This window comes from Paenibacillus sp. FSL P2-0136, from assembly GCF_037975325.1.
GTDB lineage: Bacteria > Bacillota > Bacilli > Paenibacillales > Paenibacillaceae > Paenibacillus_AQ > Paenibacillus_AQ silagei.
This window is the reverse complement of record NZ_CP150244.1, coordinates 5009379-5032898: the sequence shown is the minus strand read 5'-3', so window position 1 is coordinate 5032898 and position 23520 is coordinate 5009379. Positions and strand designations below refer to the sequence as shown.

The 23520-nt window shown below is 53.1% G+C and carries 19 protein-coding genes; 13 read left to right on the top strand and 6 right to left on the bottom strand.

Annotated features, from left to right (window positions below):
* Positions 1-286 precede the first annotated feature (286 nt).
* A complete protein-coding gene (locus tag NYE26_RS21345; RefSeq protein ID WP_339249953.1) occupies positions 287-1468 on the top strand; it encodes a hypothetical protein in 1182 nt (393 codons plus the stop codon).
* A 284-nt stretch (positions 1469-1752) separates the two neighbouring features.
* Here NYE26_RS21345 and NYE26_RS21340 read toward each other — a convergent pair whose 3' ends face one another.
* Together NYE26_RS21340 and NYE26_RS21335 are read right to left on the bottom strand one after the other, a co-directional pair.
* On the bottom strand, positions 1753-2886 hold the full coding sequence (locus tag NYE26_RS21340; RefSeq protein WP_339249951.1) for a response regulator: 1134 nt from the start codon (positions 2884-2886) through the stop codon (positions 1753-1755).
* Between the two features lie 42 nt (positions 2887-2928).
* Positions 2929-5976: an ATP-binding protein gene (locus NYE26_RS21335; RefSeq protein WP_339249949.1), complete on the bottom strand. Its 3048-nt coding sequence runs from the start codon at positions 5974-5976 to the stop codon at positions 2929-2931.
* 509 nt (positions 5977-6485) lie between these two features.
* Between NYE26_RS21335 and rfbH the strand changes: the two genes are divergently transcribed.
* The 5 genes from rfbH (at position 6486) to NYE26_RS21310 (ending at position 11353) form a co-directional block, all read left to right on the top strand.
* Complete coding sequence (gene rfbH, locus NYE26_RS21330) at positions 6486-7814, top strand: lipopolysaccharide biosynthesis protein RfbH (RefSeq protein ID WP_339249947.1); 1329 nt, start codon at positions 6486-6488, stop codon at positions 7812-7814.
* A complete protein-coding gene (gene rfbF, locus NYE26_RS21325; protein WP_339249945.1) occupies positions 7811-8587 on the top strand; it encodes a glucose-1-phosphate cytidylyltransferase in 777 nt (258 codons plus the stop codon). Before rfbH ends, rfbF begins: the two co-directional genes overlap by 4 nt.
* Entirely contained in the window at positions 8569-9669 is a 1101-nt protein-coding gene (gene rfbG, locus NYE26_RS21320) for a CDP-glucose 4,6-dehydratase (RefSeq protein WP_339249943.1), read from the top strand. Before rfbF ends, rfbG begins: the two co-directional genes overlap by 19 nt.
* Positions 9670-9679: 10 nt before the next feature.
* Positions 9680-10777, top strand: a complete 1098-nt coding sequence (locus NYE26_RS21315) for a glycosyltransferase family 2 protein (RefSeq protein WP_339249941.1) — start codon at positions 9680-9682, stop codon at positions 10775-10777.
* Positions 10778-10954: 177 nt separating this feature from the next.
* Positions 10955-11353, top strand: a complete 399-nt coding sequence (locus NYE26_RS21310; protein ID WP_339249939.1) for a MerR family transcriptional regulator — start codon at positions 10955-10957, stop codon at positions 11351-11353.
* 91 nt (positions 11354-11444) lie between these two features.
* Here the strand turns inward: NYE26_RS21310 and NYE26_RS21305 are convergent, their stop codons facing one another.
* Positions 11445-11801 carry a hypothetical protein gene (locus tag NYE26_RS21305; protein WP_339249937.1) on the bottom strand — a complete coding sequence of 119 codons (357 nt, stop codon included), beginning with the start codon at positions 11799-11801 and terminating at the stop codon, positions 11445-11447.
* A 226-nt stretch (positions 11802-12027) separates the two neighbouring features.
* Here NYE26_RS21305 and NYE26_RS21300 point away from each other — a divergent pair, with 226 nt between their 5' ends.
* Together NYE26_RS21300 and NYE26_RS21295 are read left to right on the top strand one after the other, a co-directional pair.
* Positions 12028-12288, top strand: a complete 261-nt coding sequence (locus NYE26_RS21300) for a hypothetical protein (protein WP_339249935.1) — start codon at positions 12028-12030, stop codon at positions 12286-12288.
* Complete coding sequence (locus NYE26_RS21295; protein WP_339249934.1) at positions 12278-12976, top strand: hypothetical protein; 699 nt, start codon at positions 12278-12280, stop codon at positions 12974-12976. The genes NYE26_RS21300 and NYE26_RS21295 overlap by 11 nt, the downstream gene beginning before the upstream one ends.
* A gap of 25 nt (positions 12977-13001) precedes the next feature.
* Here NYE26_RS21295 and NYE26_RS21290 read toward each other — a convergent pair whose 3' ends face one another.
* The 3 genes from NYE26_RS21290 to NYE26_RS21280 all read right to left on the bottom strand — a co-directional run bounded on the left by NYE26_RS21290 (position 13002) and on the right by NYE26_RS21280 (position 17132).
* On the bottom strand, positions 13002-13562 hold the full coding sequence (locus NYE26_RS21290; protein ID WP_339249932.1) for an acyltransferase: 561 nt from the start codon (positions 13560-13562) through the stop codon (positions 13002-13004).
* Between the two features lie 68 nt (positions 13563-13630).
* Positions 13631-15817: a glycosyltransferase gene (locus tag NYE26_RS21285; RefSeq protein WP_339249930.1), complete on the bottom strand. Its 2187-nt coding sequence runs from the start codon at positions 15815-15817 to the stop codon at positions 13631-13633.
* Positions 15818-15935: 118 nt separating this feature from the next.
* Positions 15936-17132 carry a glycosyltransferase gene (locus NYE26_RS21280; protein ID WP_339249928.1) on the bottom strand — a complete coding sequence of 399 codons (1197 nt, stop codon included), beginning with the start codon at positions 17130-17132 and terminating at the stop codon, positions 15936-15938.
* A 124-nt stretch (positions 17133-17256) separates the two neighbouring features.
* On the opposite strand from NYE26_RS21280, the gene NYE26_RS21275 reads away from it, so the two are divergent.
* The 5 genes from NYE26_RS21275 (at position 17257) to NYE26_RS21255 (ending at position 23508) form a co-directional block, all read left to right on the top strand.
* The gene (locus NYE26_RS21275) at positions 17257-18435 is read left to right on the top strand and encodes a glycosyltransferase family 2 protein (protein ID WP_339249926.1); all 1179 of its coding nucleotides are present in this window, start codon (positions 17257-17259) and stop codon (positions 18433-18435) included.
* A complete protein-coding gene (locus NYE26_RS21270; RefSeq protein WP_339249924.1) occupies positions 18432-19679 on the top strand; it encodes a glycosyltransferase family 2 protein in 1248 nt (415 codons plus the stop codon). The genes NYE26_RS21275 and NYE26_RS21270 overlap by 4 nt, the downstream gene beginning before the upstream one ends.
* 41 nt (positions 19680-19720) lie before the next feature.
* The gene (locus tag NYE26_RS21265; RefSeq protein WP_339249922.1) at positions 19721-20494 is read left to right on the top strand and encodes a hypothetical protein; all 774 of its coding nucleotides are present in this window, start codon (positions 19721-19723) and stop codon (positions 20492-20494) included.
* Between the two features lie 18 nt (positions 20495-20512).
* Positions 20513-21562, top strand: coding sequence for a sugar phosphate nucleotidyltransferase (locus NYE26_RS21260; RefSeq protein ID WP_339249920.1), 1050 nt, complete (start codon positions 20513-20515; stop codon positions 21560-21562).
* Between the two features lie 218 nt (positions 21563-21780).
* A complete protein-coding gene (locus NYE26_RS21255; protein WP_339249918.1) occupies positions 21781-23508 on the top strand; it encodes a glycosyltransferase in 1728 nt (575 codons plus the stop codon).
* Positions 23509-23520: the final 12 nt, after the last annotated feature.

The following is a 23520-nucleotide window of genomic DNA, read 5'->3' as shown; positions in this document are numbered from 1 at the left end:
GCCCGAAAGGGCGAAAATCCAGGTATAGAGGCCTTTTAGTTGTACGAAATACAGCTAAACGGAGATTTGGCGGCATATCAGACGATTTAGTTGTATGAATTACAATTAAGCGTACCTATACTGCTTGTACCATAATTTGGGTATGGCATATCCTCAGCCTGCGATTGGTGAAATTATAATTGCAATTAATATAGCGGGGCTATTTTCTACCTGCTTGTAAAAGGGTAATTGATGGCATACAGTGTAACATAGCTGTTATAGATGGTTGCGAAAGGGAGGGGTTATAGTGAGAATTACCCGTAAAATAAGTACCCTGCTGGTTGCCGCGTTGCTGCTGCCTGCCATCCTGTTGCTGCCGGGGGCAGAGGCTGCTCCGGCACAGGCGAAGGCTGCGCCCGCCGGGACGGTTGCCGCTGCCGCTTCAGTCGCCCAGAGTCCGGCTACGAACGGGCTGGTGCCGCTGACCGGCGCGATCAACGGAAATCTGCCGATTCATATGTCCATTAAGGTGGAGAGCGGCGGCAAGCTGACCGGCAGTTATTATTATGACAAATATAAACAGACGATCAGGCTCACCGGCAATGTCAACGGCAAAATCGCCCATATGTATGAGTATGACGCCAAAGGCAAGGAGACCGGCCATTTCCAGGGCTGGTGGATTCCCGGCACCGGCTTCGCCGGGGTATGGAGTAGCCCCGACGGAACCCGCCAGCTGCCGGTAGAGGCGCTCTCGGCCACAGCCACAACCAGTCTCAAGGCTCCTGCAGCTGCTGATTGGAGCGGAGAATGGTATATGGCAAGTAATTCGCCCTTCTACGGCTCTTATGTGGAATTCAGCAATGTGAAGAGCGATAAGCTGGTTTTCTCTATGGATGCCTACGAAGGTGCCCATTCCGGTCAACTGGAGAACGAAACGGCAGTGGTCCGCAAACGGATGGCCGTCTATAAGGAAGAGGACGGTTCGGTGGTCTTCTTCTATCTGCTGAACGGCAAGCTGTACGTAACCAGTCCTTCGCCGGTGTATTCTGCCGGGGCTAATGTGACCTACACCGGCGAATATACAAGAGATCCGAACGAGAAGGTCTACACGCTGAAGGACACCGGCGTCTTCAAGACGGCAGCGGAGGACAAAGCCTTCCGTAAGCTGGTAGGGGAAGATTATGATCTGTTCCTGTACAGTATGCAACTGCTGGATGAGCCGAAGGATCTGGATGGTAAGGGGTCAAGAGTGGTGCAGGGCGGCGTGAGAGGGCTGTTCACCCTTACGGAAGCCATCATCATGTATGACAAGCAGGGCCATTACTGGGCAGCCGTACTCGACTCGGATGAAGGCGACGAACTGGAAGACATCGCTGACCCCTATGTCCGGTTCTATACGAATGTTCCCGGCACCAGCAAGCTGCCGAAGACGATTGTGAAATGGATGGAGCCTTTTTCTGATTACGAGGTGGTATACATGAATTTCTAAACCTCGCGCAGGGGCGTTTTAAGATCTCCCTAACGGGTACAATGAAAGAGTGAGGGTCCGCCTGACATGGGTAGCTACTGCACGAGAACCTGTGTACACCGGTTATGTCAGCGGATTCACATGTCCCGCCTCTTTTCACTGAAAGGATAGGACAGCGCGCATGCGCAGGTCCTGCCGCTATAATGGAAGCTGCGGGTGCAACAAGAAACGGTATGCCTAACCCCTGACCGGGGGGCGGCATACCGTTTTTATATGGAATCTGTAATTCATTGCCGGGCTCAGGATCAGGTATATAGCCGCTTCCAGTTCGCATACCAGCGCTCGACCTTGGCGGACGGAGTGAGCTTCAGGTCCCGCCAGAGAAAGCTGCGGAGCTTCTCATACTGTTCCTGTACGAAGCTTAGCTCGCCCAGCCGGTTGTAGAAGTCCATGAGCGCCAGATAGCCTGGTTCATGGTAGGGATGCATCTCGACAATCCGCTGATAGGTGCTGACGGCCTTGGTGATATTATCCTTAGCGGTATAATAGTCGCCCAGCTCGGTGGCGTGCTGCAGGGAGAGGTTGCGCAGCCGCTGGCGCTCGCTCTCGGCCCACAGATAATCATAATCCCCCAGGTAATCGCCGGTATAGAGTTTCAGTAGCTCCTCATGCTCAGCGGCGTTATAATCATCCACCGGGTCCAGGGAGACGACACCTTCCTCCCACAGCACCGCATCAATCTGCGCGTCGCCGCTCTCCAGCATATACCCCTCGCCTACGCTCGCATTGCTGATCACAAGGCCGATGTCGGCCCGTTTCAGCGATTGCCTGATCTGGTAGATGGCCGTATACAGATGAGTGGAGGCACGTTTGAATGATGCCTCGGGCCAGAGCAGCTCGACCAGCTTGTCCTTGACGACAATCCGGTCATGATGATACAGCAGGAAGGCGAACAGTTCCTGGGCTTTGGAGGTCCGCCAGCGGAAATCCCGGATAGGAACACCTCCCCGTTCGAACTGGATGGCATTGAAGCAGCGGATCAGCAGCGAGTCCGGCTTGTCCGTGTGAAGCTGGTTGATCTTCCGGCTCCTGATTCGCTGGAGGGTCCGGCTCAGCCGTTCCCTGGAGACCGGCTTGAGCAGATAATCCTGCGCGCTGACCTCGAAGGCTTCCAGCGCGAAGCTGTTATGGGCGGAGACGAATACAATGGCTGAGCCGGGACAGCTCTCCTCCAGCTGCTTCGCAGCCTCCATGCCGTTCAGCCCCGGCATATCAATATCAAGAAAGATAATATCTGCCTCCCAGCCGGCCGCTTCGCTCATAGCCAGCTGGGGGTTGGTATAGGTTGCCGTTACAATGGTCGATCCCAGCGCCCTGAGCGTCGATTCCAGCTGAATCAGGGCGAGTCGTTCATCATCGATCAGCACTACCCTAAGCATTGTAGCACCTCCTTGTACAGGATATAGCGGATGGAGAATGGTTCACTCGATACGCCGGAGCGGAATCATAAAGGAGACGGTGGTTCCAAAGCCGGGACGGCTCTGAATGGACAAGCCTTGCCCATAGCGTTCAATCAGCCTCCGGTTCGTATTCCATATCCCGATACCGGAGCTCTTGTCTTTATGCTTCATCAGCAGGCGGTTAATGTGCGCCTGCTCCATGCCTCTGCCATTGTCTTGCACCGCAAGCCGGACATGCTCCTCCTCCTCTTCAATGCGGATAGTAAGTAGGCCTCCCTCTATAAGACTGAGCAGCCCGTGACGGACAGCATTCTCTACCAGCGGTTGCAAGATCAGCGGGGGAACCCGCAGCAGTCCGGTATAATTCCGTTCCCACTTGACCTCCAGCCGTTCGCCGAACCGCACCTTCTCGATATATAAATAGGCCTCCACTAACGATAGCTCCTGCTTCAAATGAATCAGTGTACCGGTATTCATCAGGTCGAAGCTTGAGCGCAGGTAGGAGGAGAAGGCTTCAATCAGCTGCTGCATCTGGCAGAGATCAATGGTACTGAGCGTGGCGATGGAGTTCAGGGCATTGAAAAGGAAATGAGGGCGGATCTGCGCCTGGAGGTAAGCCATCTCCAGCCGCAGGCTGTGAGCGACGGTCTGCTTCAGCCGCGCCAGCCCGGTAACCCGGTATTTCAATTCCAGGCTGTCTACCGGCTTAGTCACATAATCATTAGCCCCCTGCTGAAATCCGTAGTAGATCTCCTCACGCATAGCACGTGCCGTCAGCAGCAGCACCGGTAACTCTGACACCGGATAACGCTCCCTTACCCGGCGGGTAAGCTCATAGCCGGACATGCCGGGCATCATCACATCGGTAATCAGCAGATCCCATGATTCCTCCTCCAGCCGAATCAGGGCTTCCTCCCCGCTTAACACAGAGGTCAACTGATAGATATCCTCATGCAAAATGGTCGCGAGCACCCGGAGATTAACCGGGTCATCGTCAACAGCCAGTATCTTCAGTTCGGCTCCCTCCGTATCCAAGCCGGAGGGGGACGGAGGCACTCCCGCAAGGAATGGCTCTTCGTCCTTATTGCGCACATGGACACTCCGGCCGGTGTATGCAGCGCCCGGCGCTTCCACTGCTTCCATCCTGCCGAACTGCTCATCCGTGAAAAAGGCTTCGTCAGCCAGCTGCAGGGTGAAGCGGAAGACCGAGCCTTCCCCAAGCCTGGACTCCACGGTCAGCCTTCCCCCGTGCAGCTCCACCAGCTGCCGGGTAATGCCGAGGCCCAGACCCAGGCCACCACGGTCCTGTCCGCCTGCCTGTTCATAAGGAAGGAAGATACGCGCGAGCGCTTCTTCCTCCATCCCCGCACCTGTGTCAGCCACGCTGATCAGCAGCTTCCCGTCCGCTTCTTCGGCAGTCACAAGGATACTTCCCTGCTCGGTCCATTTCACGGCATTATGTATCAGGTTGAAGAGAATCTGGATCAGCCGCTTCTCATCGGCCCATACACGCGGCAGCGATGCGGATACGCTTACATGAAGCGTCAGGTTCTTGCCGTCCGTTAAGTAACGGAGCATATCCGCAGCCCCGGCTGCGATGGTATGGACGGACAGCGGGGCAGGATGAAGGACCATCCGGTTCTCCCGCAACAGGGTGAGATCGAGCAGATCATCCAACAGCTGGGACATTTGCCGCCCGATGCGTACCAGTAGCTCCAGGTCTCCGGCTTCTTCATCCGGGGAGGCTGCCCGCTTCTTGTCGTATTCCGACTGGGCAATGCTCATCATGCCGTGCAGCGGTGTCCTCAGCTCATGCGAGGTATTCATCAGGAACCGGTCCTTCTGCTTGTCCGCTTGCAGCAGCTGTTCATAGAGCTGCCTGTTCTCATTGGACCGCCGGATATACTGTTTCAGGGCATAGGCAGAGAATCCAGCGATAGCAGCCAGAATATCTATGGAGTAGAACGGCAGATTCTTCCGGTAACTATTCACCGTGGTTCCCCAGATCACCCCGGATACAATCGAAGAGCCGATGAAGGTAAGGAACCCGACGTCTTTTTTTTGCTTATAGACCATAATTCCGAATAGCACAAACATCCAGCAGGGGGGGATCATATACAGGAGGCTGAAATAAATAGTGGCATTGGACAGAACGATATGAATCGGAAGGAAGCAAAGGCAAAGTGTATAGAGCAGAAGAAGCAAGCTGTACACCTTGAAGGCCCGGCTGACTGCCTGGGCACTGTAGAATTTGTAGGTAAGCAGCAGCATGAAAAAGACCATCCATACATAAGACAGCAGCTTGACCTTGATTCCCCAAGTATAGTTCAGCGGCAGCACAAGGAACAGCAGGACGTCATTATCCGCTGCGATGGAGACGGCTATGATGATCAGCATAAGCGCAAATAAGAGCAGAGACGGGTGTTCTTTGTCAAGCAGGTACAGAATACAGACATACAGCGCGTGCAGAAGAAGGATGATGATCGTAGCTAACTGAAAAGAGGTAGAGTACCAGCGCTCCTTCTGAACCATAGACTGGGCGCCGAAACGGATGGAATAGGAAATGCCTGCCTTCTCCCCATGCTCATAATTGGCAGTCTGGATCAGGACAAGCATGTCCTTCGTCCCTTCCGGGGGGAGGTAGTGAACGGCATAGGGAACGGCCATGGGATAGTACAGCTCCTTGCGCGCTGCGGGTTGACCCATAGCCTGAAGGGGGCGGCCGTTAATCTCGATCCGGGAAGAAGCCTGGATCTGCTGGACCCAGAAGCTGTAGGGCTCATCCAGCGGCTGATCGACCAGAATATGCAGGGCATAGGTACCATAGCCCAGGGAGGAACCGGACATGGCCCCCTTCCAGTTGCCGGGTACCTGAACAGGGACAGCATCTCCGGCAGTGCCGGAGCGGATATCACTTTCGCTTACCAGACGGTTAGGATAGAAGTCCCATGTCCCGTCAAGGGCAAGCGAATGGGCATGCTTGAAGGTCCAGCCCCGTAAATCAAGTACGCCCGCCGCCGCGCCGGGCTGCTCCGGCAACGCAAAGATCTGCTGCCATGCCCGTTGCATACCCAATAGCAGAGTCATATATATCACGATTAATGTCAGATGCTTCATGTAATATTTGGAATTTTTATTCATCATTCAGTAAGAATTCGACAAACCAGAGTCAGAACCTCTAAAAAAATTAAATAAATTCTGTGACGATTCGAAGGGACTTCTGTGAATGATCCTGGCGGCTAGTGTCAGAATCAGACTCGTTCTTTTGTCCTGCTTTCCAGGCGGGCCAATAGTGCTGTTTGCACAGCCCTTTCGCATAGTGTCTTCTGTTGCAGTTGTCCATAGTGCATTTTCTTTCATTGATGGCTCTGAGTCTTCCCATGTATGCATCCCTCCATAACGGTTCGTTTCAAGTCAAGCCCCATTATAGTGAACCCCCATAGACAAGAACTGAACAAAAATGGAATTTAAATTCCATTGAATTCTTAATCGTATTTAACCTCCGGTCTGCATATAAATGATGTACCAAGTCCGACAAAACCACTAAATGAAAACCATTAGTTAAAGGAGGGGAGCTTTTGCCCACAGAAGCTGCAACCTTACGTGAGCAAATTCTGAAGCTGACAGGAGAATATTACGACATTCGTTGGCCCGGCCGGTCCTTCGTACCTGGACGCGATTACGTGCCGGTAAGCGGCAAGGTGTTCGATGGCGAAGAATTGATGAGTCTGGTGGATGCTTCACTTGATTTCCACCTGACAGCGGGCAGATATACTGGCGAGTTCGAGCGCAGGTTCTCCCAGATTATGGAGAGAAAGCATACCCTGCTGGTTAACTCGGGTTCGAGTGCGAATCTGCTTGCTGTCGCAGCACTTACCTCGCCGCTGCTCGGCGAACGCCGGCTGCGTCCGGGCGATGAGGTGATCACCGTTGCCGCCGGATTTCCGACCACGGTCAATCCGCTGATACAGCATGGACTTATTCCAGTATTCGTCGATGTGGAGCTGCCCACCTACAATATAAATACAGCTCAGCTGGACGCCGCGCTCAGCCCCCGTACCAAAGCGGTCATGCTGGCGCACACACTGGGCAATCCCTTCGATCTGGCCAGTGTTAAGGCATTCACGGACCGGCATGGACTGTGGCTGATTGAGGATACCTGCGATGCTGTCGGATCACTGTATGAAGGCCGGCCGGCAGGTTCCTTCGGCGATCTGGCCACGGTCAGCTTCTTCCCTGCCCATCATTTGACCATGGGCGAGGGCGGTGCGGTACTCACCTCCGGTGCCAGGCTCAAAAAAATTGTCGAATCGCTCCGTGACTGGGGCAGGGACTGCTGGTGCCAGCCGGGAACCGACAATACCTGCGGCAAGCGGTTTGACTGGACTAAGGGAGACCTGCCTGCCGGATACGACCACAAATATACGTATAGCCACATTGGCTACAATCTGAAGGCTACCGATATGCAGGCTGCCATCGGAGTCTCCCAACTGGAGAAGCTGGAAGGGTTCCATGCTGCACGCAGACGTAACTTTGACTATTTGAAGGCAGCGCTGAAGCCTGCGGAGGAATGGCTTATTCTTCCACAGGCGACGCCGCGCAGTGATCCGAGCTGGTTCGGCTTCCCGCTGACCGTGAGGGAGGATGCGCCCCTCACGCGCAATGAAATCGTGCGCAGGCTGGAGAAGGCGCGGGTTGGCACCCGGCTCTTGTTCGCCGGGAATCTGCTCAAGCAGCCTGCCTACTCCGGTGTGGCGCACCGTGTCGCCGCGCCGCTCATTCAGACGGACAGGATCATGAACGATACGTTCTGGGTGGGAATCTATCCGGGACTTTCGACAGAGATGCTGGATTATACTGCCGAGGTATTGCTGGGCTTGCTGAAAGGTAAGGAGGTAACAAGATGAAGGTAGTCATTCTGGCCGGGGGCTACGGGACCCGGATCAGTGAAGAGACCGATGTGAAGCCCAAGCCGATGATTGAGATCGGCGACAAGCCGCTGCTGGTGCATATTATGGAGAATTATGCTGCTTACGGCTTCGATGATTTTGTCATTTGCCTGGGATATTTGGGGCATGTCATTAAACAATATTTCTCCGACTTCTATCTCCAGAGCTCGGATATTTCTTTCGATTTCGGTAATGGCAACCAGATCACCCGCCATAACCGTCAGCTGCGAAACTGGAAGGTAACGCTCGCGGACACAGGCAAAGAAGCGATGACTGGCGGAAGAATCCGGCAAGTCCAGAAATACATCGGAAATGAACCGTTCATGCTGACCTATGGGGATGGTGTTGCGGATATTAATATACAGCAGTTACTGGATTTCCATCGCTCTCACGGGAAGTTGGCGACTGTGACTGCTGTTCAGCCGTCGGGGCGTTTCGGTGCGCTGGACCTAGCAGAGGATACCAAGGTAACCGGATTCGTAGAGAAGCCCAAAGGGGACGAAGGCTGGGTGAACGGCGGCTTCTTCGTACTAGAGCCCGAGGTATTCTCTCTAATCGAAAGTGACAGCACCGTCTGGGAGCAGGAGCCGCTCCGGGAGCTGGCAGCGCGGGATGAGCTAAGGGCTTACAAGCATAATGGGTTCTGGCAGCCGATGGATACACTCCGCGACAAGCGTTATCTGGAGGAGCTGTGGCGGGAGGGAGGACTCCCGTGGATGAGAACGAACTGACAGCGGCGAGATTCTGGAAGGGGCGGCGTGTCTTCGTAACCGGACACACCGGCTTCAAGGGAAGCTGGCTCACCCGGTGGCTGACGATGCTGGGCGCAAGCGTCAGCGGTTATGCCTGGGACCGGGATGAGTATAAGCTCTTCCCGCTGATCGGAGCTGCGCCTGAGGTCCATACGGTCTGGGGGGATGTTCGGAACCGGCAGCGCCTGGATGCAGCGCTGCGGGAAGCGGCCCCGGAGGTGGTATTCCATCTGGCTGCCCAGCCGCTGGTCCGCACCTCTTACCAGTTCCCGGCCGATACCTTCGAGGTGAATGTGATGGGAACAGTGAATCTGCTGGAGGCGGTCGCAAGCTCGGTTGATTCCGGGATCCCTGTCAAAGCAGTCGTTAACGTTACGACGGATAAGTGCTATGACAACCGTGAATGGATCTGGGGTTACCGCGAGACCGATCCGCTGGGCGGCTATGACCCTTACTCTTCCAGCAAGGCGTGTTCCGAGCTGGTGACGCAGGCTTATCGCAACAGCTACTTCCAACCGGCGCGTTATGCCGAGCATGGCGTGGCTGTCGCTACCGCCAGGGCGGGGAATGTCATCGGGGGCGGCGATGATTCCCAGGACCGGCTGGTGCCGGACTGCCTGCGGTCATTCGCCGCTGGCTTGAGGCCGCTGTTGCGCAGCCCGGCGGCGACGCGACCCTGGCAGCATGTGCTTGAGCCGCTTAGCGGCTATTTGCTGCTGGCTGAGAAGCTGGTGCAGGAGGGGGCGGAGTATGCTGCCGCCTGGAATTTCGGCCCTGAGGAGCAGAGCGTTCACAGTGTCGAGAAGGTGGCCGTCCGGCTCGCAGCGCTCTGGGGAGAGGGAGCGGGTATTGATATCGCCGGTATCTCCGGGCTGCATGAGGCTGGTGAACTGCAGCTTGACAGCACCAAGGCCCGCCGCCTGCTGGGCTGGCGCTCCCGCTGGAGTGTTGAGCAGGCTCTGCAGAAGACGGTGGAATGGCAGAGAGCGCTGGATGCAGGGCAGGATATGCGGAACATCAGCGAGCAGCAGATTCGCGAATATATGACACAGAACCTATAGGAGGGCACTAATGATTACTATCAGTCTATGTATGATTGTGCGCGATGAAGAGAACGGCCTGGGCCGGTGCCTGGATGGTGTGAAGGATATTGCGGACGAAATCGTCATTGTCGACACAGGCTCCACGGACCGGACTAAGGAGATTGCTGCGGAATATGGTGCAGTGATTTATGATTTTGAATGGATTGACGATTTCGCGGCAGCACGCAACGAAGCCTTCAGCAAGGCGACTAAGGAATATATTCTGTGGCTGGATGCAGATGATACCATTGAGGAAATTGACCGGGTGCGCTTCAAAAAGCTGAAGGAGACATTATCTCCTCAGTACCAGTCTGTGACTATGCCCTACAATCTGGCCTTCGACAGCGAGGGCAAAGTAACCTCAAGCCTGAGACGCAACCGGCTGGTCCGCCGGGACTGCGGCTTCCAGTGGATCGGACCGGTGCATGAGTATTTGGCGGTTGCCGGCAATACCATAGATAGCGATGTCTGTATTACTCATAAGAAGGATAAGGTTCATACGGACCGCAACCTGCGAATCTACCGCGGGCGTCTGGCCAAGGGCGAGGAGTTCTCGCCGCGTGATCTCTACTACTTCGCGAACGAGCTCCGAGATCATGCGATCCATGAAGAAGCGCTGGAATATTACGAGAAGTTCCTGCAGACCGGCCAGGGCTGGGTTGAGGATAACTATCAGGCCTGCCTGAAGATGGCGGAATGCCACGGGCATCTGAACAACAAGTCCGGGAAAATGAGCGCGTTGTATCGTACCCTGAACTATGATATCCCCCGTTCCGAATTCTGCTGCCGCCTGGGAAGTGAATTCGTAGAAGCTGGAGAGTTCGGGCGGGCGATCTACTGGTTCGAACAGGCGATTACGCTGCCGCGAAGATCTACCCTGGGACTTCAGGATATGACCTCTACCACCTGGGTGCCACATCTGCAATTGTGCGTATGCTATGACCGCCTGGGTCAATACATGAAGGCTAATTATCATAATGAGACAGCACTATTCTATTATCCTACACACCCAAGTATGCTGCATAACCGGAAATATTATAAAGAACTCCTGGGTGATTCCTTCAGCGAATTATTTAAAGTCTCTTAAGCAGGTAATCTGCTGCTTCCAAGGCAGCATAATAGACAGGCAACGTTCTCCGGAGCGGGCCTGTCTATTTATTTTGCGGGACGATAATTAGATAAATAGGTATTTTTACACATTTATTGCGAGGCACATGAATACCATTAAAGTAAATAAGTCCACCTAAAATAAAGGAGTGAGGTTATGGTACGCCATTACACCCAACTGGAAATCATTAATTTATCGAAATTGCCTCCGACCACAGTGAAGAGATGGCTGGAATATTTCTCTTACTTCGTACCGGGGACCCGGCAAGGAGATCAGACACTCTATCCCTATGAAACTTTGAAACTGCTAAAAAGGATCAGTGAGCTGCGCATGGAACGCTACCATCTAAGCACCATTGTGCGCCTGCTGATCGAGGAGGGATTCCCGATGTACAGCAAAAGTGAACAAGAGCTTCCCGTACCAGAGCGAACGGAAAACCGTATGACCGAGGCCCCGGAGCCGGACAGACAGCAGCAGCTTGTGGCCTCGCTCTCCTCCCTGGCCAATGAGCTGATCCGGATTGCGGATCATCTCAATCACTGGAAGGTGCAATAGGCTGCACAAACTTGGGAGAATTCTGCGAGCGGCTCCTTTCATGATCAGGGCTTGTCCATTTCTAGCCGCGAGAAAGAATGACGGTTGCCCGCTATTCTTCATCTTCCTCAATTTCAGTAGTTAGTTCTTCTTCCAGCAATCGCTCCGACAAGGCACCAGAGTCACTCAGCAAACGCAGAATCCGGTCCATCTTGCTGAGACTAAGCCACTGGCCCTTGGTAATCTCTTCGAGCAATCTGGCGGTTGTATTATTCAACTGGATCATGTTGACAAAGTTCATATTTCCGGGATTAGACAGCACGAAGGCCTGCATCGCTTCTGCTTCTGCGTTGATAATGTGAGACAAAGACATCTCGTTGATTGCGATAGAGGTGAGCAGGAGAGAGATGCTTTCCTCCCGCGTAAGCGAGATATCGGGAGTTATATTGGGGATGTGGGGCATTGACATGCAGATCTCCTCCAAAACGTGAAAGGTTGCTTTGCGCTTAATTATCTAGTCATAGCTATGTATACTTCAGGCACAGATTGTCCTATTCCTGTTATTCTCTGAAATCCGCCAAATCCGATATACCTGGGACAAATGGTGATAGGGACAAGTCAAAAGCACATATATATAACAGTAACTAATCAAAGCAGGCAGCGGGGGGGATGAAGCGATGCTACAGCGGGAACGGTTGATCAAAGCGATTATTCTGGCTGCGGCGCTGGAGGAAGAAGCGGTCTCGGCTCTGATTGCAGTTGAAATCCGCAAGCTGGAATATATGTATGATGATGAATACGGCTGGGAAGAAGAATTAGAGATGGGGGGGCTTGACGCCCTGCAGGAGGCGGTGGCCAGAATCATCACGGCCCTGGCCCAGCATCAGGCCATGATCTGCCGGACGCTGGAAACCAGCAGACGGCTGGTGCGAGAGGTAAATGGGTATGAAGGCTGAAGCCCGGAAATCGGAGGATGAGCTATTGGTAGAGGCGATTCATAAAACAATGGGACAGATGGAGCAGCTGAAGCAGGCCTGTCTGCGGCTCTCGGTCAATGCGGATGACGAGCTGGCGCTGTTCATGCGCGAGACAGAACGGCTGCTTGAACGAGCTCAGTCCACAGGCCGGGAGGCTGAGAGGCAAGAACCGGAGCATAGGGAGCAGGTATCCACCGTTATCAAGCAGACAATCCGTCCTGCGGATGCCTATGTATCCGGGGGCAAGTATCTCTATAATACGGGTAAGTCCGTCCGGTTCATCCAGCGGCGCTCCGCGCAGGCCACGCGCAAGCGGACGTCCCACAAGAAGCGAGGACGGACAGTAGGAGTGCGCGCAGCCAGCGAACGCAAGCGGCAGCAGCGGCAACAGCTGAAGCCTGCTATTCAGCCGCAGCAGCCAAAGAGGGTAGTGGAGCCGCAGCAGCCGAAGAAGGCAGCGGAGTGGCAGCAGCCGAAGAAGGCAGCGGAGTGGCAGCAGCCGAAGAAAGCGTCGGAGCGGCAGCAGCCGAAGAAGACGGCGGAACGGCAGCAGCCGAAGAAGCCGGTGGAACGGCAGCAGCCGAAGAGTACGCAATCTATGAATAGCCAGCCGTCCGTTGACTATCAGGGGATCAGAATCTCGTCCAACCTGAAGTACTCCCTATAAGGTGCTTTTTATTCTACGATCAACATCAGCCCTCGCCGGGCAGCTGCCATACTCCCGCTTCGGGATCATAGGCATTCACCACTCTGGCGGGATTGCCCGCCGCGATGCAGTAATCCGGCAAATCCCGGGTTACCACACTGTTAGGTGTAACCCGGCAGCCCTTGCCAATCGTTATGTTACCCACAACGACGCAGTGGGCACCAAGCTCGCTGCCTGCACCGATCCTCACCTGATGGCTGGCAGTGGTGATCCACTGGTCGCGGATGGGAATGCCGATCTGGCGGTACTGATGGTTAGTGTCGGCAATATAGACATCCGGCCCGACAATTACATTATCTTCCAGAGTCACGCTGTTCGCAGCGGTAATGATCAGATTGCGGCTGCAGCTGCAGCCGTCTCCAATCGAGATGGCCGGCGGTTCTTCCTTACCGGGATGAACTACCGTGAACCAGCTATTCTCCTGAATAAGCACATTGCGGCCGATAGCGACTTTCTCCGGACAGTTGATATCGGTCTTAAGCACGATCAGACTGCCGGGTCCGAAGGTGCTGAAGCGTTGTTGAAATTCCGGGCTGATACCTTCCATACTCTGACGCCTCCTTATAATGGACCGGACAAGCCTGCTGCTTCGGCCTGCCCGGCGGCTATATTGCCTCATATATTTAGATGCTTGACCTGAATCTTGTGCAGCCGTTCATGCAGCTCCGGATAATAGGATTCATCCTGGTAAGCTGCGACAAAAATTTGCGGGAAATCTTCGGGCTGCAGCTGCTGAAGATTCTTCTCCAGCATGTAGTTGTACCACCAGAGCAAGAAGGTATGGGCGATTTGCTTCTTCTCGGCTGCCAATACGGCTGCATCTAATCCGTTGTCCAGGAAGTAATGAAGAATTCCCAGGTACGATTGAATGAAGGTCTGTGCGAAGCTGTAACCTCCTGCAATCTTGTCGCTGCTGGTCAGCAGCTTGCGGTGATACACACAATAATCTGGAGTAATCTCTAGAATAGAGAGCTCCAGATAGACCTGGATAAGATTCGAATCGATGAAAAGCTCAGGCGTGGCAATCTGTTCGAATTCCTTCCTGCGCATAATGATTCCTGACAGAAATGTACTATAGATCGAGACCTGTTCAACATACTTGCTGATCCCCGAGCTCCGGTTCATCACTCCGGTGTTACTAAGGATATCTAGGAAGAGCAGGCCACAGTTCCGGTTCTGTTCGATCAGGTTATACAAGGCTGCGACCGAGCCGGGGAGCCAGTAATCATCGCCGCTGTGAAGCTTGATGAATTCGCCCTTGGCATAGCCTGCACATTTCAGGGTATTGCGGTCAGTTCCTTCATTAAGTTCATTGCGGTAGTAGTGAAGGTTAGGATAGCTGGCCTGATACTTCCGCACCAGCTCTTCCGTGTGATCTGTAGAGCCATCATCTGATACGATGACTTCGAAATCTTTCTGTCTGGCATTCTGACTGTAAATACTCTTCAGGCAAAGATCGAGCTCTTGTTCGCAGTTATAGGCAGGGATACAAATACTTATAAGCGGTTGCGGAACAGTCTCTATTGCATGACGCTCAGCTTCCTCCCTGGGCGATCCGTTAGTCTTCAGCCACTTCCTGGAGTCGGGATCAAATTGCTTGATTACTCTGGCAGGTGTACCCGCAGCTACGCAGTAGTCAGGAATTACCGTGCCGGATACAACGACTGACCCCGCGCCTATGACACAGCCCTTACCGATGGATACCTGACCGGCAATGATAGTGTTCGCTCCAATCCAGCTTCCGGAGCCAATGGTCACAGTATGACTCCAGGAGCTTACCCCTTGCTTCATGACGGGGAGATGAATATTCTCATAAGCAGGATTGTGATCGGATATATGCACATTAGGTGATATGGCGACCTGGGCGCCAATAATTAACCGGTGGACTGCCGACAGGCTGCACCGGCGTCCGATCTCGCTTCCGGCACCAATCTGGATGCGCGGTTCGCTGACAATATTATTATAGGGGAGCGAAAGAGAGCAATCTGCCTGCAGCTTGACTTCATTGCCCAGAGCAATTCCGGCCGTACCTGACAATTCGCAGGATGGATGAATGCTGCAGCCGCTGCCGAGCCGGTGGAACCGGTGCTGGCCGTGATGTTTGCCATAGCCGTAATATTCAAGGAAAATGTGCCGGGCCTTCTCCATAGCAGTGGTTCGGTCCGGGATACCGCAGTTATGCAGACACCAGGGCAGAAGCTGCTTGGGAACACCTACTTCATAGCCGCTGCTGATGAATTCCTGACTGTGTGAAGCGTCATAGAAGTGTGAGCCGGTGAATAAATCCTTGCGCCATGGAAGGTCGTACTGTGTTGCTATCAGCAGTCCGCTGAGCGTCTCCACCGCTTCATATTCATCCGCTGGCTGCATCAATTCAAGAGGCTGAAGTGCGCCTGTATGGCTATCAATCACTTTACCGAACTTCTGTGATGCGTCCTGCCATATACCGGAAGACGGTAGCGTCTTAGCGCCGACGGTTCCTAACATGCCGAGTGACGGATAACGGGAGAACAGCCGGACGATGTCTTCAAGAAATTGGGGATTCAGAATATGGACATCCTGATGAATATACACCTTATACTTGGCATCTGACTGGCGCATGGCCTGATCGTACCCCGCTGCCAGGCCGGAGGCATTCCTGACGATTTGCAGATCTATGGTGAATCCATCCGGTTTGAGTAATTGCTTAAGATTTTTCTGGCTGCGTTCCGCTAATTCCTCATTATTCACACACATGATAAAACAAATTTTACGTTCATCCATGTCGCTGACATCCTCTCCTTTGTCCTCAGTACCTGGCATCCCTGTCATTTACCGGACTTCATGGACCCGAAGTTTACGCCTTAAGATCTCTGCCTGTTCATAGTCTATATATATTCGGTTAATGGTCAAAGATCATTTTTTTTGGCAATAGCCGTAATTACGGAGCTGATCCGATGTGCCGCCCGGCTTCGGTCATGGTATACCGGCACAGGCAGAACTGCGGATTCAATTGCAATAATGCATGTTGCCGGGATACCCATGGGTCCAGAAAATTTGTGGCTTGTACCGAATCGGCAGTGCGCTCCCAATCCTTTCGGTTCAGAACAACAGGGAGAGTAGGGGACGAGGAGGACGCTGTAAGCCTGACAAATTCAGATAGTCCCTTCAGATGTTCAGGCTGTGGAGTGCTGCGGATGAACACGGGCTGAATCAGGATGATCGCATAGTCAGGATGAGTATGCAGCACGTTCAGAAAAGGAAGAAGAGAGTTAGGCATGAAGGAGTCTCCCGGCTCATGCAGCATAATGAATTTCCCGCGCCCCCTATCCGCAGCCTGACTTGCAAGAGAACCTCCTGCTGCAAGATCTGGGTCGCTGTGATACCGGAAGCTGCGGTACAGTTGCCCATAGTGGTGCCCCACCTCTGCGGTCTCCTCGGACGAAGCGTCGTCCAGAACGCAGACCTCGATTAATCCATCATCATCCACCTGTGCATAAATTGACTCCAGACAGCGTCTTAGCTCTATAGCCTGATTACGTACGGGTATGCAAATGGATAGCAGAGGTTCCCTGCTTCTGTGGTCCAATACCCTACGAGCCTCCGCCTCGCTATCTACCCTGATCCACTCTCCGCTAGACGGCTCATAGATGCGGCGGAATTCAGCAGGGTTGCCGGCAACAACACAGTAATCCGGCACATCCCGAAGAACTACGCTGCCTGCACCGACTACACAGCCTTTGCCAATCTTCACAGGGCCCAGAATAGAGGAGTGCGCTCCGATCCATGAGCCTTCACCGATTATTAACGTGTCAGAAGGGTTACCTCCCTTCTCCCAATCTCGCCTGGCGTCATTAATATACACATGCGGACCTGTGATCACATCGGCCTTCAATTCTACTCTACCTGTTGCCGTGATCGTCAGGAACCGGCTGCATTCACAACGGTCCCCGATCACGATACGGGGTGAGCCATTCTTGGCGGGAGAGGGGATATCCCAACGGTAACCCTCACGCACCAGCACATTAGTACCGATTGCCGTCTGTTCCGGTAACGATAACACACCGTCCGAGGCAATCCTGCAGCCTGTGCCGTAACGATATAAACGATAGTAGAGCGAGGGGGGAATCGTATGCATATGCTCCTCCTTCAATCGGGGTGACAAGATCATTGCAGGGGTGTCTGTACTAGCTTATGAACCGGAATGGAATTCATGCAGGCAAATCCGGCCGAATGATCCGTCAGGGCCGGCATATACATATATGAGAAATCCGGTAAGTCCGGATATTCAGAATCTGCAAGAAGGAGGAGAAGACTTGCCGACGATCAGCTTGTGTATGATTGTACGCAATGAAGAGAAGAGCTTGGGACGATGCCTGTCATCGGTCGCGGATATTATGGATGAGATCGTCATCGTGGACACCGGCTCAACAGACCGTACCAAAGAGATTGCGGCCGTATATGGCGCCACAATCTATGATTTTGAGTGGATCGATGATTTCGCAGCCGCCCGCAATTATGCATTCGCCCAAGCGGCCTGTGAGTATATCATGTGGCTGGATGCAGATGATGTCATTGAGGAGATCGACCGGGAGCGGTTCAAGACTCTGAAGGCTACAATGACTTCCGAATATCATGCGGTATCCATGTCTTATATTCTCATAACGGATGAACATGGGAAATCGCTCTACAGCTTCAGACGCAACCGTCTGATCAGACGCGATTGCGGGTTCAGGTGGACCGGGGCTGTTCATGAATATATTGAAGTCACCCCGCCTGTGCTTGAGAGCGACGTATGCGTTACGCATAAGAAAGACAAGGAATATACGCAGCGTAACCTTGATATCTTCCGCAAAATGATAGCCAAGGGCAAGCCGTTTACCGCCAGAGACCGGATCTATTACTCTAATGAGCTATACGATCATGGCTACTACCATGAGGCGCTGGAGAACTATGAGCGCTTCTTGTCAGAAGGTGAAGGCTGGGTCGAGGATAATATTCAGGCATGCTTGAGGTTGGCAGACAGCCATGCGGCGCTGGGGCAAAAACAGGAGCAACTGCTATCCATGTGCCGTACTTTCGACTATGATCTCCCGCGTCCGGAAACCTGCTGTAAGATAGGCTTTTATTTCATGGAATTACAACAATATGAACAGGCGGTGTACTGGTTCAAGATGGCAGCGTCCCTCCCTAAGGTCAGTGAACCGGGAACGGAGGCTTATTCCGCCGGTACATGGCTCCCGAATCTGCAGCTCTGTGTCTGCTACGATAAACTGGGAGACCACCAATACGCTGACTATCGCAATGAGGTTTCTTTCGCACACTATCCGTCAAATCCCAGTGCGATATACAACCGCGATTATTATACGAACCTGCTCGGAGGCAAGCATGTAGAGTTTAATTGCCCTGTACCAGAAGAACAAAAGGAGTTGGTCCAGTGAAGACGAGCATTATCATTCTCACCCTTAATCAGTTGTCTTTAACAGTTCAATGTCTGGAGAGCATCAAGCGAAATACTCCCGAAGAACATGAGATTATTATTGTTGACAATGGCTCAAGTGACGAAACCGTGCCATTCCTGAAGAGTCATTATCCTGAGCTGAAGCTGATTGAGAACAAGGAGAACCTGGGATTTGCCAAAGGCTGCAATCAAGGGGGAGAAGCGTCGGAAGGCGAAGCAGTTCTGTTCATTAACAATGATACTGTTGTTCCCCCAGGGTGGCTGGCTCCCATGCTCCATGCATTGAACAGTGACAGTGCGGTCGGCATGTCAGGACCTGTTACGAATTATATCAGCGGACATCAGCGTATTCCGGTGACTTACAGTGAACTTAAGGATATGGAGACATTCGCGGCAGGGTACTGTGAAGCAAAGCGTGGGCAGGTACAGGAGGTCCGCCGCCTGATCGGCTTCTGTCTGTTGGTCAAGCGCAGTGTTCTGGATGAGATTGGCTGGTTCGATGAACGATACGGTCTGGGGAATTACGAGGATGACGACCTGTGCCTGCGGGCGATCCAGCATGGCTATAAGCTCCTGATTGCGGAGGATTCATTCATCCACCATATCGGCCATGCCAGTATGGGGCAGACCCCTTCCTTCGATCTCCAAACGCTTTTGCAGCAGAACAAGAAGAAGGCTTTTCAGAAATGGGGTGCGGATATTCACAGCCTGATCTATAGTCCACCCGTGCGCGTATGCGTGGGAATTATTGCATCCGGCAATGAAGCCGCACTGGAAGAGACACTCGCTTCGTTTGCAGAGGTAACAGAACAAATAATTGTCGTGGACCCTTCCGGCAATGAACGCATCGCGCAAACCGCCGCCCGCTATACACGGCAGGTCTACACTGTGAAGGGGGAGCTGGACATGCGGATGTTGCGGGAATGGATTGTCCATATGGCAACGGAGCCTTACATTCTCTGGCTGCAGGAGGGTGATGTGCTCACTGTAGATGAGCGCCGGAGATTCATTGGTCTTAAGCTGTCCCTCTTTCACCAATATCAAGTGGTCTCCCTCCGCTGTGCGGAAGGTGCCCGGTATATGATCAGACAGGATAGCGGCAAGCTCTATCCAGAGGATATTGAGCAGCCAAGGCAGAGTCCATTCTTCGGTATCGTCAGCCATGCTACCATCAGCACCCGGTTAACTGCTGCAGACCGAGAGACTGCCGCGTCCAGGCAATAGAAATATAAGAAGGTGAAGAATATTTTAACAGGAGGGCAATCATGGAACAGGATCTGGTAACGGTTGCTATATTAGCTAAGGACAAGGCGCATGTACTGCCGCTCTATCTGGAACTTATAGAGCGGCAGACGTATCCTGCCTCAAGGATCAAACTGTACATTCGGACCAACAACAACAATGACCGGACTGAAGAGATCCTTAGAGAATGGGTCGAACGGGTGGGCGAGAGATACCATGAGGTGCATTTGGATACCAGTGATGTGGAAGAGCCTGTACAGGACTATGCTCCGCATGAATGGACTTATGAACGCTTAAGAGTAATCGGCAGGCTGCGCCAAGAGTCAATTGAATGGGCTAAATCGAGAAATACCCATTATTTTGTAGCAGATTGCGATAATTTCATTGCCCCGGATACGCTGGAGAGCCTGCTCTCTACGAATCTGCCGGTGGTCGGGCCACTGCTTACTGTGGCTGAGGCTCCGTTAAGTCTATATTCCAACTATCATAATATGGTGGATGAAGATGGTTACTTCAAGAGCAACGACTTGTATTTCTATTACTTATATCAGAGCGTGAAAGGTCTTGTGCAGGTTGACGTCATCCATTGCACCTATGTGATGCGCCGTGACATTCTGGAGCATGTCCGGTACGGTGACGGCACCAACCGCTACGAATATGTCATTATGAGCGACGGTTTGAGAAAGGCGGGAATTCCTCAATACCTGGATAACCGCAAAAAGTACGGAATGCTGACCTTTTGGGATACAGAAGAGCAGTTCAGCGCAGTCAATCTGACTGCAGACGACTTCCAGTAGGGGAAGGAGGAATGAACCATGAAGCTAGTGCTTCTATCCGGTGGTTCCGGCACACGCTTATGGCCGCTCTCCAGCAGTATCCGGAGCAAGCAGTTCCTTCAGGTGCTGCCTGCTCCGGGAGGCGGGCGCGAGTCCATGCTTCAGCGGATCTGGCGGCAGTTGTCGGCTGCAGGCCTCGGCCATGAAGTCTATATTGCAACGTCAAGCGGACAAGAGACATTGATCCGCAAGCAACTTCGCACAGCTCCGAAGGTCATTATTGAACCGCGGCGCAGGGATACCTTTCCTGCAGTCAGTCTTGCCTCAGCCTATCTATACTCGGTGGAGAAGATATCACCCGAGGAGACGGTTATTGTGCTGCCGGTAGATGCTTACGTGAGCGACGAATTCTTCTTCAAGCTGACAGAACTGGATGAGGCGCTGCGCCACTCCGGTGCGGAAATTGCTTTGCTTGGTGCGAGGCCAGAAGGCCCGTCAGGGAAATATGGTTACATTGTTCCAGCCCTATCCGCTGTCTCTTCAGCAGGGAAGCAGGAGAATCCGGCCTATGTGCATGTCGATTGCTTCGTGGAGAAGCCAGACAGGCAGGCGGCAGAGGCACTGCTAGAGCAGCAGGCGATGTGGAATTGCGGCATCTTCGCTTTTCGGTTATGCGATCAGCTCAACCGGCTGGAAGCAGCAGGCTTCCCAAGGGATTATGCAGAGCTGCAGAGGCAATACCACCGCCTTCCCAAGAGCAGCTTCGATGTTGAGGTGTTGGAAGGCAACAACCGTCTGATCTGTGTGCCCTATCACGACGGATGGAAGGACTTGGGGACCTGGAACACGCTCTCTGAAGAATTGGCCTCCTCCGTTCTGGGATGGGGCCACATCAGTGCGGACTCCTTGAATTGCCAGATTGTCAACGAGCTGGATATTCCGGTCATACTTGTCGGGCTGGATGATGTGATCGTAGCGGCGGGTCCCGGGGGCATTCTGGTTGCCCGTAAAGATGCAGCAGATCATCTGAAGCATTTGCTTCCAGCATCGGACCAGGAAAAACGGAAGGAATACATTCCCGGCGATTGATGCCGGTAACGCCCAAGGATTTCATATTTAGATTGTCCGACTTTATCCGACAATGTTCTATGCGGGCAGAAACCGTCATAAGGTTAAGAGGTGATGTCAATCAATGTGTATCACCTGACCGGATTCGTCCGCATAGTCCGGTAAATCCATTATGGAAGGAGGCAGTCCCGTTATGGCAGAACACAGCGAGGGCGACCGTCCCACTAATCTCCCTGTGCATGATCGTCAAGGATGAAGAGCCCTGGATTGCACGCTGTCTGTCAAGCGTACGCGCAGGGGTAGATGAGATCATTATTGTGGATACGGGCTCCCGTGACAGGACGATGGACATTGCCCGCGGCTTCGGCGCAACCATTCTTCAATTTCCCTGGAAGGAGAGCTTCGGGGAAGCCCGCAATTATAGCCTCATTCATGCAACAGGGGAATGGATACTATGGATGGATGCCGACGAAGAGCTCGCTGTGAATGATGCGCTGAAGCTTCGAATGGTGAGCACTCTTCAGGAACACAAACTGGCCTCTGTGGAAACGATCCATTTCAATGGTCTGTTCCGGCCTCAGGCGGATGAAGCTTACCGGCTGGCTCAGTGCCGCTTGTTCCGTAACGGAGAGGGGGTTCATTTCACTGGAGGCATTCATGAACAATTGAGCTGGCCCGACACCTATACCCGGGAGGATACCAGCACTCCGTTCCAGCTTCCAGTCCGGCTATTTCATTATGGATATCTCCAGTCCGTGACTACTCTTAAATCGAAACATGAACGCAATTTGAAGCTGCTGCAGGAAGCTGTAACAGACAATCCGAACCCCGATCCGTGGAGTCTTTATCATATAGCAAGTGAGTATCAGCGGGTGGGGAAGTATGCACTTGCCTTCGAGCAGGTTAATCAGGCCATTGCCGCTTCGCTGGGGCAGAGAAGATTGCCGCCCTCGCTTTTTTACAAGCTCAAGTATGGCTGTCTGTTGGCGAGGGGCAGCTTCAGGGAAGGCTGGCCCGGCATTGACAAGGCCATCAGTCTCTACCCGGATTATGTGGACCTGCATCTGTATAAGGGCTGCATTCTTATGCATACCGACCAGGTAGAGGCTGCGATCTCCGCTTTCGAGCATTGTCTGACGCTTGGAGAGAATGCTCTTCATTATATGGTTCTCAAGGGTGCGGGAACCTTTTACCCCTGTTATTATATCGGGAACTGTTATGAGCTAAGGGGTATGTCTGGTGAATCCAGAGTCTGGTACCGCAGAGCGCTGGAGTACTCCCCCTCATTCAAGGAAGCGGCGGAGAAGCTAGCTCATCTGGAAGATGATCTGCAAGCGGTGGAAGAGGTTCCTTCGGGTGTGCGCAGCTTCTCTGTACCTTCTCATCGGAAAAATTCCCTTCGTTGTAATACGACTCCTGCTAATGCCTGGTCAGTAATCGTAATGCTCTGCAAGGGAGATGGTCCGTTCTCTGCTCTGCGGGAATGGGCAGCCAAGTGGCAGCCGTTCGCCGATCAATGGATCGTGCTCGACGGTGGAATAGGCGCAGACGCTGATAAGCTTGCCAGTGTACTGAATGCACATGTTCTTCCTCTCCCCTCCGAGGAAGAACAGTCACAGCTATGGGGAAGATTGGAAGGGCTCCTTACCTCTTCCCACGTACTATGGCTGAATCCCTACGAAGAAGTGAGGGAAGAGGAGAGGGAAGCACTATCTGCAATGAAGACTTCACAAGCCAGTCCGTATTCCATGTTCTCTCTTAATCTATGCTTGCAGGCTGGTGAAGTAGAACAGGAACACTGGGTGGTAGAGAGGAATCGTCTTGCGGTACGGGAGGCTGTTCTTGGCTGCAATCCGGTCATTGGAGAGCTTATAGCATTACCTGGAGATGTCAGCCGGAGTAGTACTATTATACTTAAGAACAGACAGCCTTCAAGAAGGAACGGATATTTAAACCAAGAAATTTGAAAGGGGATTACA

Bases quoted from the DNA above. Each gene is read 5' to 3' on its own strand.
- NYE26_RS21340 (WP_339249951.1), bottom strand. From the start codon at position 2,886: ATGCTTAGGGTAGTGCTGATCGATGATGAACGACTCGCCCTGATTCAG.
- NYE26_RS21335 (WP_339249949.1), bottom strand. From the start codon at position 5,976: ATGCAACGGGCATGGCAGCAGATCTTTGCGTTGCCGGAGCAGCCCGGC.
- rfbF (WP_339249945.1), top strand. From the start codon at position 7,811: ATGAAGGTAGTCATTCTGGCCGGGGGCTACGGGACCCGGATCAGTGAA.
- NYE26_RS21315 (WP_339249941.1), top strand. From the start codon at position 9,680: ATGATTACTATCAGTCTATGTATGATTGTGCGCGATGAAGAGAACGGC.
- NYE26_RS21310 (WP_339249939.1), top strand. From the start codon at position 10,955: ATGGTACGCCATTACACCCAACTGGAAATCATTAATTTATCGAAATTG.
- NYE26_RS21305 (WP_339249937.1), bottom strand. From the start codon at position 11,801: ATGTCAATGCCCCACATCCCCAATATAACTCCCGATATCTCGCTTACG.
- NYE26_RS21295 (WP_339249934.1), top strand. From the start codon at position 12,278: ATGAAGGCTGAAGCCCGGAAATCGGAGGATGAGCTATTGGTAGAGGCG.
- NYE26_RS21290 (WP_339249932.1), bottom strand. From the start codon at position 13,562: ATGGAAGGTATCAGCCCGGAATTTCAACAACGCTTCAGCACCTTCGGA.
- NYE26_RS21285 (WP_339249930.1), bottom strand. From the start codon at position 15,817: ATGCCAGGTACTGAGGACAAAGGAGAGGATGTCAGCGACATGGATGAA.
- NYE26_RS21280 (WP_339249928.1), bottom strand. From the start codon at position 17,132: ATGCATACGATTCCCCCCTCGCTCTACTATCGTTTATATCGTTACGGC.
- NYE26_RS21275 (WP_339249926.1), top strand. From the start codon at position 17,257: ATGAGAAATCCGGTAAGTCCGGATATTCAGAATCTGCAAGAAGGAGGA.
- NYE26_RS21265 (WP_339249922.1), top strand. From the start codon at position 19,721: ATGGAACAGGATCTGGTAACGGTTGCTATATTAGCTAAGGACAAGGCG.
- NYE26_RS21260 (WP_339249920.1), top strand. From the start codon at position 20,513: ATGAAGCTAGTGCTTCTATCCGGTGGTTCCGGCACACGCTTATGGCCG.
- NYE26_RS21255 (WP_339249918.1), top strand. From the start codon at position 21,781: ATGATCGTCAAGGATGAAGAGCCCTGGATTGCACGCTGTCTGTCAAGC.